Origin of the sequence: Flavobacterium sp. UBA4854, from assembly GCF_002399805.1 — a bacterium.
In the GTDB taxonomy this organism is placed as follows: domain Bacteria; phylum Bacteroidota; class Bacteroidia; order Flavobacteriales; family Flavobacteriaceae; genus Flavobacterium; species Flavobacterium ginsengisoli.
Genome location: NZ_DHEI01000153.1, coordinates 1 through 13,735, shown reverse-complemented (window position 1 = coordinate 13,735; position 13,735 = coordinate 1). Strand labels below are relative to the sequence as shown.

Below are 13,735 nucleotides of genomic sequence, written 5' to 3'. Positions count from 1 at the left end.
GAAGCTGTATTGCTTAAAATAGAAATTTGTGTCAGCTCACTGCCATTTAAATCATATAGTTTACCAATAATTTTAGCATTAGCAATATTGTTTTTTGAATTACTAACGGAAATGTTTAAAATATTTGTCGCAGGATTTGGGTAAATAGTGACACGATCTTCAGATTGTATTGCAGACGTTTCTATTGCAGACGTTTCTGCAATTGTTTTTGCCGCAAATGTACCATTGCAAGAACTTAAGGTTACCACTTGTCCATAAATTGTGTACGGAACGCCAGTGCAGGTTGTATTGGTAGTAACAGAGAAACTAAAAACAGGATAAGTTCCAGATGGAATTTTGTTTAATGGGATTTTGAAAAGATATCTTTTAGAATTGATTTCAGTATAAGTAATTCCGGGATTGCTAATTCCAGTAGAGAAATTTCCAAATGTGTAATTATAACTTACTGTATTATCTGAATTAACAATGTCTATGGGAACATAATGGTATGTATTGTCGCAATACTCGGTATAATCAGTTGTAGCGGTTTTCTTTGTACCAAAATAAAGAGGTTTTTCTCCTATATCTACAGTTCTTGTTATGGTTTGAACTCCGTTGATCGTTGCTGTTACTGTTCCTGTTTGATAAGTATTTCCTACAGTGCTTTGTACGTTTATTTGTGCTGTATTTGGTGTGTTTGGAGGTAAAGTCATAGCGATTGTAAGATTTGGCGATGTGCTCCAAACTATAGAACTTCCAGCAGGAGGAGAAGGAGTCAGGCCAACAAAAGTTTGAGATGGCGAACCACAAACGGGATTACCTCCATATAAACTATAAATTTTAGGGTAAACTGCACTAATAGCTTGTATATCATCGGTTGACAATGTTCGTTGCGATCCATTATAATATGCATACATGATTGCTCCTGGCACATTGCTATGTTGTAATCCTAATGAATGTCCTAATTCATGAATGGCGACTGTAACCAAATCTATAGGTTGTGAGGATGTGTATTGTACGCTTGTTGTCCAAGTTTCAGAGTCGTCAAAATGTAAGTCTCCAGCATACGCTCCGTTTGGTGGAGGGAAAAAAGCATGCGCTAAAACACCATTTACTGCATCAAAAGGTGCTCCATCTCCATGATCTCCAACGGCCCATTTAATGACAATATCGGCGTTTGCTGCACTTGTAACTTCGGTAAAAGTCAAACTTGTAACACTTGACCATACTTGCATTGCTTGCACCAAAGCAGTTTTTTCATCTGTTCCTGCAATATCATTTGTCCCATTTTCAAAAAAGTAGGTGAGATTGGTATGATCCCATTTTCTTCCGTCAAGGCTAAAACTTGGATTGTTGTCTATTGGGCCATTATCATACAAAATCTGCGCATCCATCTGGGAGATACCGAAAATGCAGAATAGAAGTAAAGTAATTTTTTTTCTCATAATGTAAATTTTTTAGGGTTAAATAGTTGTGCTAAAATTATACGTATTGCTGTAAGATTTGTAGTATTATTTTAGCAAAAAGCAGTATTAAATCTACATTGTCAGATAGTTATAGATAAACGATGATTTTTAACAGTTATAAATCGTTGTAAAAACACAGGATTTGATTTGATTAAATTTTTTTTGTAAAAAACTTGGAAACTTTTTTGGTATTCAGAGTTTCCTGTCTATATTTGCAGCGTTAAAATGGAAACTCAGAACACTGTAAAAGTTTCCATTGAGAGTTTTAAAGATTTATAAACTCAATTAAATCAAGTATTTATGAAAACAAAATGGACTTTAGATTCTAGTCAGTCAGATGTTTTATTGAAAATGAGACGATCAAGAACTGCTTATTTGGGAGGAGATGCAAATAAATTTGATGGGTATGTGAATATTGAAGACAATGAGATTGAAGACGCTTCTGTCGAATTCTCATTAGATATCAATAACAAAAATGAAAGTTTTCAATCTATAGACGCTTATTTACAACTTCAAGATTTTTTTGAAGAAGATGAGCATCCCATTATAAGTTTTAAATCGACTTCATTTCAAAAAGTAAATCAGAATATTAATTTCTTCAAAGGAGATTTGACCATAAAAGACATTACAAGAGTAGTTGAATTGGATGCTGAATTTCTAGGAGAAAATATTTATAACGGAGAAAAGAAAGTGGCTTTTGAAATTAAAGGAAATATCAAACGTGAAGACTTTGGTTTAGATTTCAATTCTTTTAATCATTCTTCGGGAACTGCTTTGGGTAAAGAGATTAAACTTATTGCAAATTTAGAGTTCGCAATATAAATCTTACTAAACCAGTAAATTAATGTAAAATTATTACAAATATATAGGAAACTATTTTTTTGATTTTAGTTTCCAGAGTATATTTGTAAGGCAATTCGAGAATTTAAAATGAAAGAGAAGATTATAGCAAAAGCAAGCGAATTGTTTTTAAAGCTTGGTTTTAAGAGTGTTACAATGGACGACATTGCAGGCGAAATGTGTATTTCGAAAAAAACGATTTACAAATATTTCTGTAACAAAGAAGTTCTAATTGAAGAGAGCACATCGTTGGTTCATGGCCAAGTGCACGAAATCATGGATACTATTATTGCTAAAAATTACAATGCTATTCATGAGAATTTTGAGATTAGAGAAATGTTTCGTGATATGTTTAAAAACAATATTGACACTTCGCCAATCTATCAGTTAAAAAAACATTATCCAGAAATTTATCAGAACATTTTGTCTTTCGAAATTGATCAGTGTACACAATGTTTTAGAGATAATATTGAAAAAGGAATTCGTGAGGGACTTTATAGAAGTGACTTAAATGTAGAGGTTTATGTTAAGTTTTATTACACTCTCGTTTTTCATATAAACGAAAATACAGTTTCTGAAAGTGAAGCGCAAAGAATAGAGTTGGAAGCCTTAGAGTATCATACTCGTGCAATGGCGACTGAAAAAGGAGTAGAGGAATTAGAAAAGCAATTAAAAAAAATTAGAAATTAATTATTATCCAAATTGTCGTCATTTATTCTAGAGAGTTGTAAAAGATAAAATGACGATGCCATCTCAAATTTTTAAAATAAATATTAACTACTTATGAAAAGAATCTTTCTTATAGTTTTGTGTACAATAGGCTTATCTGCCGCCGCACAAACCACTACTTTAACTCTGAAAGACGCGGTCAATTATGCACTTCAAAATAAAGCTGATGCAAAAAAAGCAAAACTTCAGATTGAAAATAGTGAGTACCAAATTCAAGAAATACGTTCGAGAGCTTTACCACAAATTAGTGCAAACGGAAGTCTTACTTATAATCCAGTAATTCAAACAACAGTTATTGATGGAGCAGCTTTTGGTGCGCCAGGAACTACTATTCAGGCAGCTTTTGGTCAAAAATGGACATCGACTGCTGGACTTTCTTTAACTCAAGCCATATTTGATCAATCTGTTTTTACAGGTTTAAGAGCAGCAAAAACTACACGTGAGTTTTATCAAATAAATGATCAGTTAACTGAAGAACAAGTTATTGAAAGAGTTGCAAATAACTACTATTCAGTTTATGTACAAAGAGAAAGACTTATTCTTTTAGACAGCAACTATGTAAATACTCAAAAAGTTCGTGATATTGTTCAAGGGCAGTTTAACAACGGTTTAGCTAAAAAAATTGACTTAGACCGTATTATCGTAAAAATGTCTAACATTGATACAGATCGCCAGCAGGTTAAAAATCAGATTGAGTTACAGGAAAATGCATTAAAGTTTTATATGGGTATGCCTATAGAAACTCAAATCGTTATGCCAAAAGAAGAATTTGAAGTTGTACCAGCTGCTTTAACACAAGAGCCAAATATTGAAAACAGAACAGAATATTTGCTTTTGAAAAAACAAGAAGAGCTTTTAATATTCAATAAAAAAGCTGTTGAAGCGGGTTATTATCCAACACTTTCATTATCTGCAGGTTATAATTATATCGGGCAAGGACCAGAAATGCCTTGGTTTGCAAAACCAGAAAAAGGAGTTTATTGGTCAGATTTCTCAGCTATTGCTTTAAACTTGCACGTGCCAATCTTTACTGGTTTTGGAACTCGTGCTAAAGTAAGACAGGCAGATGTTCAAATTAGAGAACTACAAGAAGATATCAAAGACACTAAACTTTCTCTTGATTTAGATTATAGAAATGCAATGACACAGATTAACAATAATCTTGTGACTATTGAAAATCAGAGAGAAAATATGCGTTTGGCAACTGAAATTCTAAGCAATACCAAAAACAATTATCTTCAAGGTTTAGCATCTTTAACCGATTTGCTAGACGCAGAAAATGCATCGCTTGAAGCTCAAAATAACTTTACAAGAGCGGTTTTAAATTATAAAATTGCCGAAATATCTCTAATCAAATCGAAAGGCGAACTAAAATCTCTTACTAAATAACAAATTATTACAATGAAGAAAATAATTATAACAATCGTAATCATAGTCGTGGCTTTTGTCGGGATTAACTACATTTTAAATAAAAATAAAGCAGAAAACGAAGCTAAAACTGCAATTGTAGCAGAAAAAAATGCAGCAGTTTCTGTAAAAGTAGCGACAGTAAAAACAGAAGATGTTAATTTAGGTTTTACTGCAAACGGAAACTTCGCACCAATTCAAGAATTGACTTTCTCTGCTGAAAAATCAGGAAAAGTAATTAGTGTTTTAGCAAAAGAAGGTGACTATGTAAGAGTAGGACAAACTCTTTTAACAATGAGAGGCGATGTTATCAATGTAAGTGCTCAAGCAGCAGAAGCAGCATATCAAAATGCAAAATCTGATTATGCTAGATATGAAAATGCTTTTAAAACTGGCGGTGTTACAAAACAACAATTAGATCAAGCAAAATTAGCTTTAACTAATGCGCAATCTAATTATACTCAAGCTAAAATCAATGTTGGAGATACAAGAGTAAAAGCTCCAATTAACGGATATATCAATAAAAAATATATAGAGCCAGGTTCTATTCTAACTGGAATGCCTGCAACTGCTTTATTTGACATTGTAAATGTTTCTAAATTAAAATTAACAGTTACTGTAAATGAAGGACAAGTTGCTAGTTTAAAATTAGGAAACAGTGTAGACATTACTGCAAGTGTTTATCCTGATAAAACATTTAGCGGAAAAATTACTTTCATCGCTGCAAAAGCAGATGCTTCTTTAAATTTCCCAGTTGAAATCGAAATTACAAACAACGCTAACAACGACTTAAAAGCGGGTATGTACGGAACTGCAAACTTTGGCGCTAAAAACCAAAAACAAAACTTGAAAGTTGTTCCTAGAAATGCTTTTGTTGGAAGTGTAAGCAGTAACGAAATATTTGTTGTAGAAAACGGTGTTGCTAAATTAAGAAAAGTAGTTGCTGGAAGAATTTTAGGAGATAAAGTTGAAATCATTAGTGGTTTAAATGACGGAGAAACTGTAATTGTTACTGGTCAAATCAACCTACAAGACGGAAATAAAGTAGAAATTATTAAATAATTTTAAGCCTTAAGCAGTAAGCCATAAAGCTTTAAGCATTTTAAAAATGCCTAAAGCCTACAGCGTATAGCCTACAGCAAAAAACAAAATATATGAAATTAGCCGAAATATCCATAAAACGTCCGTCGTTGGTAATTGTATTGTTTACAATTCTGACTCTTGGTGGATTGTTCAGTTACAGCCAATTAGGCTACGAGCTGATCCCAAAATTCGAAACTAACGTAATTACAGTTTCAACTGTATATCCTGGAGCTTCTCCAAGTGAGGTTGAAAATACAGTAACAAAGAAAATTGAAGATGCGATTGCATCTCTGGAAAATATCAAAAAAATTGATTCGAAATCTTATGAAAGTCTTTCGATTGTATCAATTACATTGACTTCAAATGCCAATGTTGATATTTCGATGAATGATGCACAGCGTAAAATTAATGCTATTTTAAGTGATCTTCCAGATGATGCAGATCCACCGTCATTGACTAAATTCTCTTTGAGTGATTTACCAATTATGACGCTTGGTGCGAATGGAAAAATGGACGAAGCAGCGTTTTACGATTTGATCGATAAAAAGATTGCTCCTGTTTTATCTCGTGTACAAGGGGTTGCTCAGGTAAACATTATTGGTGGTCAAGAGCGTGAGATTCAAGTAAACCTTGATGCAGTAAAAATGCAAGGTTACGGACTTTCAGTTCCACAAGTGCAACAGACTATTTTAACTTCGAATCTAGATTTCCCAACAGGAAACATCCAGACTCGTAACCAAAAGATCTTAATCCGTTTAGCGGGTAAATATAAAAATGTTGACGAATTAAGAAACTTAGTGGTTTCTTCTAAAGACGGAATTCAGGTTCGTTTAGGAGATATCGCCGACGTTCAGGATACACAAAAAATTGCAGAGAAAATTGCTCGTGTAGATCAAAAAAGTGCAATTGTACTTCAAATTGTAAAACAATCAGATGCCAATGCCGTTGCGGTAAGTGAGCAATTGATTAAGACAATTAAAACACTAGAGAACGATTACAAATCGGCTCAATTGAAATTGGAAGTAGCAAAAGACAGTACAGTCTTTACTCTTGAAGCAGCAGATTCTGTTGTACACGATTTATTAATTGCGGTTATTCTGGTAGCATTCGTAATGTTGTTCTTCTTGCACAGTATTCGAAACTCGTTAATCGTAATGGTATCTATTCCAGCATCTTTGATTGCTACATTTATCGGGATTTATTTGTTAGGTTATACACTTAACTTAATGTCTTTACTTGGTTTATCTCTTGTTGTAGGTATTCTTGTGGATGACGCGATTGTGGTACTAGAGAATATTTACCGACACATGGAGATGGGTAAAAGCCGAATTCGTGCGGCTTATGACGGAACTGCCGAAATTGGTGCAACCGTAACTTCGATTACTTTAGTAATTGTGGTAGTGTTCTTGCCAATTGCAATGAGTACCGGATTGGTATCAAACATTATTACACAATTCTGTGTTACGGTAATTATTTCTACAATGTTCTCATTGTTGGCTTCATTTACAATTATTCCATGGTTATCTTCTCGTTTTGGAAAACTAGAGCATATTGAAGGTAAAAACCTTTTCGGAAGAATCATTTTAGGATTTGAAAGCTACCTAACTCGTTTTACTGACTGGGTTTCTAACTTACTAAACTGGTGTTTAGATCACTATATCAAAACAATGGTGGCTATCGTAGTAATGTTCTTTGGTACAATCTTCTGGTTAATGGGAGGCGGATATATTGGAGGAGAGTTCTTCGCATCATCTGATAGTGGTGAGTTCTTAGTTCAAATCGAGATGCCAAAAGATGCTTCGTTAGAGCAAACTAACTTTATGACACAAAAAGCAGAAGCTTTCTTAAAAGGAGAGAAATATGTTTTCAGCCAGATTACAACAGTTGGTCAAACCAGTGAAGGTTTAGGAGCTGCTCAGGCAACTGCATACAAAGCAGAGATTGACGTTAAAATGATCGATCAAAAAGATCGTACAGACGACGCCAACGTATACGCTGCAAAAGTAAAACGTAAACTAGAAAAAGTTTTAGTTGGAGCAAAAGTAAAAACAGTTCCAGTAGGTATCTTAGGTACTGCTGAGGATGCAACTTTAGGTTTGATTGTAACAGGTCCGAACGTAGAAAGTGCAATGAAATTTGCTAAAATGGCTGAAGCCGAATTACGTACTATTCCTGGAACAACTGAGATTAAATTAACAGTTGAAGACGGAAACCCTGAAATCAACGTTCAGGTTGATAGAGATAAAATGGCAGCATTAGGATTAACACTTCAAACAGTCGGTTTAACAATGCAAACTGCTTACAGTGGTAATACAGATGGTAAATTTAGAGCTGGTGAATACGAATATGATATCAACATTAAATACAACGAATTTGATAGAAAAAACATCACAGACGTTAGTAACTTGATTTTCATCAACAATGCAGGTCAGCAAATTAAATTAAACCAATTTGCTACAATTACTGAAGGTTCGGGGCCAAGTAAATTAGAGCGTAGAGATAAAACAGCTTCTGTAACCGTACAAGGTCAGAACGTTGGGGTGCCAGCAGGAACAATCGTTCAGCAATGGCAGGCGAAATTAGATAAATTGCAAAAACCAACTGGAGTTAACTATATCTGGGGTGGTGACCAAGAGAACCAATCAGAAGGATTTGGTACTTTAGGAATTGCATTATTAGCGGCTATTATTTTGGTTTACCTTGTAATGGTTGGATTATATGATAGTTTCGTTCACCCGTTTGTTGTATTGTTCGCTATTCCGCTTTCGTTTATTGGAGTTTTATTCGCCTTAGCATTAACAAACAACACCTTAAATATCTTTACGATCTTAGGGGTAATCATGTTGATTGGTCTGGTGTGTAAGAATGCGATCATGCTTGTCGATTATACGAATCAGCGAAGAGCAGCCGGAGAATCAATCAGAAATGCCCTAATTCAAGCAAACCACGCTCGTTTACGTCCGATCTTGATGACGACAATTGCGATGGTATTTGGTATGTTCCCAATTGCATTAGCTTCAGGAGCAGGAGCAGAGTGGAAAAACGGATTGGCATGGGTAATCATTGGAGGTTTGATTTCATCATTATTCCTTACTTTGATCGTGGTACCAGTTATCTATGATATTATGGAGAAAATTATCCGTAAGTTCTCTAAAGGAGAAAAAATCGATTATGAAGCTGAAATGCACGCCGATTACGAGCATGCTGAATTAAGCGAAGACGGTTTTAATCCGAAACATACACATTAATAGTTTTGATTTACGATAGAAATTCCAAAGTCCGAAATTGGAATTTCAAAATGAAAAATCCCAGATTCCTTCAAATTGGAATTTGGGATTTTTTTTAGTAATAGCAAGTTGTAGATTTAAAATGACTCTTAAATAAAATGAATTATAATTATTAGTAATTAAAATGATTTTTAATCATCTTTGGCCTGACTATTATTTATATATCTTTTAAATAAATTATATATGAGTGAAAGACTTTTAGATTTTGGAATTTTCAATTAAAATTTAATAAAAAGAATGATACAAAAACATAAAGAAAATGATGAAACTTTGTCAATTTCTACAGCAGCACTATTCGTTGTATTGAAAAAAGAATATAAAATAATTTTGTTAGTTATTTTGTTTTTTCTAATTATTGGTATTTCATATATATTAATCATTCCTAAAGAATACATTTCTACTGGTAAAATAATGCCAGAAGTTTCTTATAAAGCTTCTAATGGTATGGGAGGATTGAATGAATTGTTAAAAAAATATAATGGCAATATTGATGTATATAATACTGAAATTACTAGTCCCGAGCTTTATGCTGAAATTATAAACACAAGTGAATTTTGTGATTATATTCTTGCTAAAGAAATAAACACAAAAAGGAATGAAAAGATAAGTTTTAAAGCATATTATGATTTGAAACTCAAAAGTAAAACATCATTTTTTAACAGAGAAAAATCAAACTTCGAGGCTAATGATAAAATGACACATTATAATATAGCAAAGGATATTCAAACAAGAATTGCCGTTACAATTGCTAAAAGGAATAATTTAATTTCTGTTTCAGTAAAAATGGAAGATCCTGTTGTTGCAGCAGATATTGCTAATTTTACAATTATTTACCTAATAGATTATATTACTAAATACCGTACAGAAAAAACTCGTCAAGAATTACGTTTTATTGAAAGTTTACAAAAAGATGTTTCAAATGATTCATCAAAAAATATACAATTAAAAACCGAAATACAGAGCAGTTTATCGGCATCAGTAATACAAATGAAAATAAAAATACAAGAAGATACACCTACAATACAAGTCTTAGAAAAACCACAAATTCCTGTTTTTAGTAGTGAACCACCAACACTTAGAGTTTTTGCTGAATTCATCTTTTTAGGTTTATTAACAGGAGTAATTATTGTACTTCTAAAAAACTATAATTACAAAACAATATTGAATTCTAGCTCCCCTACTTATAAAGAGTAAAATACTAGAACGTTTTCCATGGATTGAGACCTTTTCTTACAAGCTGTCTATAAAGTAATCTGTTATGATATATAGCAATAATAATACTGAGTACATTAAGTAAAATTAGGAGAGGACTGACGCAATTAATAAAAAGTGGATCAGATAATATTTGTATAATATAGGAAAAGGTACCTATTAATATTAAAAATGAAATCAAAAAAGATTGCCCCTCTATATTTTTTCTTTGAAAAAACATTATTGTCAGACATGTTGGAATAAATAAGACCCAGATAAAACCTAAAATGACACTAATTTGTTCGTTGGGTATAGTAGTTAGATTTTGAGAAAAAAATTGGTGTGTAAAAAAAGTTATTAAGAAACCAGCAATAAAAGTAAATATACTAATGAGATACCATTGTCTTTTTTTAATGAAATAAAATTTATTAAAATATGGGTATCCATATTTAAAATATGTATAAACAATTCCCAGATCTAATAAAAACCACGGTATGTTAAAAAGTATATTAACAGGATGACAAAAAGAATAAATAAATTCATAACTAAAATTAAGAACAAGAGGAATAAGAGGCATTCCATATGTTTTATCTTTCAATCCTTTATAAACAATAAGGACATAAGCAAAAATCCAAGCCCCCCCTCCAATTAGGCCCAATAATATAAAAAGATACTTCATTTTAAGTCTTTTTTTAAAAAAAATATTAGATTAAACAAAGTAGGAATATTGAAGATTAGAATAGATAAAACTAATAATGAAATATTTTCAAGATTTTTTAGGCAGAGTAATAATAAAATTGAAAGAGGAAGAATTGTGATATAAAAATCGAAAAACAAACTTCTTGATTTATGATTAAAATATGGTTTAAAAAAATAATACTTTACATTAAACATCATTCCAAGTATTATAAGTGAGGAAGCATATAAAATCAATGGTAAAATTAAAATCCGTAAGTCAATACACAAATTAAAGATGAGAAAAGATGCAATTTCTATGATTAGAATAAAGAATTTAAAACCATTTTTTACAGATCTAGGAGAACTATTCACAAAAGTAGAAACGCCAGCTTTCATGTCATTTTCATAATCATAATATTGGTGGATTATTAGAGAGCGCATCCCAAATGAAAATAGCATCCATAAACTACCACTAAGTATATAAGTAAGATTATTATTGATGTAACCATTAAGAAGAAATGTAAAAATAAAAAGGGAAGGAAAGAATTGAGATCCCAAGCCGTCTAAGATTATGCCAAAGTAGGCTTTCTCTTTTAATCTAAATTTTTTGCTAGAATAAAGATAAAAACAAATCCAGCCTAACCAGTAAAATAGTAAAGCAAACATATTGTCTAATAAAAGAAAAGAGTAAAAAAGGCCTAATGAAAAAATACTCCCTAAAGTTATTAATTGAGACGTTTTATTGAGGTTTGTCATAAGATTCTCCTTGCCAGCAATGACATCATCCTCCTGATCGTAATAATTATTAATTAAACTAGCAAAAACGGCACCAATTATCAGTCCTGATAAAAGAAATAAAATAGGGTAGATTTCATATCTAATATCCTTAATGTTGGTCTTTACAAAATAAGAATAAATTAAGATCAAAAAAGGAGGCAACTTAAACCACCATGTGCCAATTCGAATAAACTTTAAAAAATTCATTAATTCTTAGCAAAAATAAATTGATAATTTTTTCTAGATATTTCTTTTTGAATCCCACTTTTAAAAGCTGTAAGGAATAAAGTAGGTTTTTTAATAATATAAATGAACAGTTGCCAAATTTCTCTACCAATATCTCCTTTTAATACTGATAAATAGATTACCAGAATTTTATTTTGAATAATTTTCAGATCAATCATTTCTTGCTCTTTTTTATCCATATAGGAGCTAAATTTGTTCATAATTAAGTTTAGATCTTGGATGTGAAGTTTTCTAAATTCAATTCCTTTTCTGCCATCACTGATATTAGTAGTATCTCTACTTTTTTTCCAGAAAACTTCTTTCGTAAACCCAACCTGGCAATTTAAATTTTTAAAAATCATTTCCAGTTGCAAAAACCAATCATCACCAATGTTTACTTGAGAATTCCAACCAAATGGAATTGAAGATTTTTTTACAATTAAGCTAGAACTAGGAGCCATAGAATCAATCAACAAAAGCTTTCTAAATTCAGCATAGTCAAAAATATAACAACCTCTTTTTGAAATATTACTATTTTTTGAAAGATTAGGAAAAATATTTTCATGGTAAATATCGGATATACAAAGCTCCCAATTTGAAAAGAAAAGGTCTAATCGATGCTCCAACACATATGCAACACTTTTTTCAAGATAGGTATCATGCCAAATATCATCTGAATCAAGTGGTGCAATAATTTCTCCCTTAGCATACTTTAACCCTATGTTTCTAGTATCTGCTTGTCCTGTATGTGTTTTTTGAATATAAACTATTTTATTCCCAAAAGTAGAGACTAGCTGTTCGGTATTGTCTGTTGAGCCGTCATCAACAATAATAATTTCAGTATTCTTATAAGTTTGATTTATGGCTGCTTCCACTGTAGCACGTAAACAATAAGAGCGATTGTAAGTGGGAATAACAATCGAAACTAGAGGATAATCATTAATATTACTCAATGTGGTAGTTTTGGTTTTAGAATTTATTTGTTTTTTGGAACGCAAATCTAATCAATTATTTAGATATCCAACTTAAATTGTATGCCATCAAAAATCTTAAAATAATGTTTTGTATAATTTATAATATATACCTTATTTCTTTGCCATTTGTATTGTTTCAACTTGACTTTTTGATTTATTCCAAAGTCCGAAATTGGAATTTGGGATTTTTTTATTGTGAATTCAAAAATAAATAAATATGAGTTTTTTCGTTTATTTGCATCACCTTACAAAAACAACTATGCTACAAAAAGACAAGTCAGCAGCAATTGGTTTTATTTTTATAACCATGTTAATAGACATTACAGGATGGGGAATTATTATTCCTGTAATACCAAAATTAATAGAAGAATTAATTCACGGAGATATTAGTGAGGCCGCAAAAATTGGAGGCTGGTTAACTTTCGCATATGCGATAACTCAATTTGTATTTGCTCCAGTGATTGGAAATTTAAGTGATAAATTTGGAAGAAGGCCAATTATCTTGATTTCCCTTTTCGGATTTTCATTAGATTATCTTTTATTGGCTTTTTCACCAACTATTATCTGGCTTTTCATCGGAAGAATTATCGCTGGAGTTACCGGTGCCAGTATTACAACCGCTTCTGCTTATATTGCCGATGTTAGTACGCCTGAAAACAGAGCTAAAAACTTTGGATTAGTAGGTGCAGCCTTCGGATTAGGTTTTATCATCGGACCAGTTATTGGTGGACTTTTGGGACAATATGGATCAAGAGTTCCTTTTTATGCAGCAGCAGTTTTATGTATGCTAAATTTCCTTTACGGATTTTTCATTCTGCCAGAATCGCTTAAAAAAGAAAACCGCAGACCTTTTGATTGGAAACGTGCCAACCCAATTGGAGCTATTTTAGGATTAAGAAAACACCCAACTTTAATTGGTTTAATCGTTGCAATATTTCTTCTATATGTTGGTTCTCATGCTGTGCAAAGCAACTGGAGTTTCTTCACCATTTATCAATTCAATTGGGATGAAAGAATGATCGGAATTTCATTAGGAATAATTGGTTTATTGGTTGGAGTGGTACAAGGCGGATTGATGCGTTATATTAATCCGAAAATA

Annotated in this window: 10 protein-coding genes; 7 read left to right on the top strand and 3 right to left on the bottom strand. The window is 32.0% G+C overall.

Going from position 1 to position 13,735, the window contains the following annotated elements:
- The coding region (locus tag B3J44_RS21920) for a matrixin family metalloprotease (RefSeq protein WP_286971419.1) at positions 1–1,424 on the bottom strand (1,424 nt) is incomplete at its 3' end.
- 321 nt (positions 1,425–1,745) lie between these two features.
- On the opposite strand from B3J44_RS21920, the gene B3J44_RS21915 reads away from it, so the two are divergent.
- From B3J44_RS21915 to B3J44_RS21890, 6 genes are all read left to right on the top strand, one after another.
- Positions 1,746–2,267, top strand: coding sequence for a YceI family protein (locus B3J44_RS21915; RefSeq protein ID WP_198854864.1), 522 nt, complete (start codon positions 1,746–1,748; stop codon positions 2,265–2,267).
- Positions 2,268–2,375: 108 nt separating this feature from the next.
- Positions 2,376–2,975 (top strand): TetR/AcrR family transcriptional regulator, encoded by a 600-nt coding sequence (locus B3J44_RS21910; protein WP_198854863.1) that lies wholly within the window; start codon positions 2,376–2,378, stop codon positions 2,973–2,975.
- A gap of 93 nt (positions 2,976–3,068) precedes the next feature.
- Positions 3,069–4,403 carry a TolC family protein gene (locus tag B3J44_RS21905; RefSeq protein ID WP_286971417.1) on the top strand — a complete coding sequence of 445 codons (1,335 nt, stop codon included), beginning with the start codon at positions 3,069–3,071 and terminating at the stop codon, positions 4,401–4,403.
- 12 nt (positions 4,404–4,415) lie between these two features.
- The gene (locus B3J44_RS21900) at positions 4,416–5,483 is read left to right on the top strand and encodes an efflux RND transporter periplasmic adaptor subunit (RefSeq protein WP_286971416.1); all 1,068 of its coding nucleotides are present in this window, start codon (positions 4,416–4,418) and stop codon (positions 5,481–5,483) included.
- Between the two features lie 92 nt (positions 5,484–5,575).
- Entirely contained in the window at positions 5,576–8,752 is a 3,177-nt protein-coding gene (locus B3J44_RS21895) for an efflux RND transporter permease subunit (RefSeq protein WP_286971415.1), read from the top strand.
- 276 nt (positions 8,753–9,028) lie between these two features.
- Positions 9,029–9,985 (top strand): Wzz/FepE/Etk N-terminal domain-containing protein, encoded by a 957-nt coding sequence (locus tag B3J44_RS21890; RefSeq protein WP_286971414.1) that lies wholly within the window; start codon positions 9,029–9,031, stop codon positions 9,983–9,985.
- 672 nt (positions 9,986–10,657) lie between these two features.
- On the opposite strand, the gene B3J44_RS21885 is transcribed toward B3J44_RS21890, so the two are convergent.
- Complete coding sequence (locus B3J44_RS21885; protein WP_286971413.1) at positions 10,658–11,644, bottom strand: UbiA family prenyltransferase; 987 nt, start codon at positions 11,642–11,644, stop codon at positions 10,658–10,660.
- Complete coding sequence (locus B3J44_RS21880; RefSeq protein WP_286971411.1) at positions 11,644–12,615, bottom strand: glycosyltransferase family 2 protein; 972 nt, start codon at positions 12,613–12,615, stop codon at positions 11,644–11,646. Before B3J44_RS21880 ends, B3J44_RS21885 begins: the two co-directional genes overlap by 1 nt.
- Before the next feature lie 280 nt (positions 12,616–12,895).
- Here B3J44_RS21880 and B3J44_RS21875 point away from each other — a divergent pair.
- Positions 12,896–13,735: TCR/Tet family MFS transporter (locus B3J44_RS21875; protein WP_286971502.1), on the top strand; the 840-nt coding region annotated here is incomplete at its 3' end.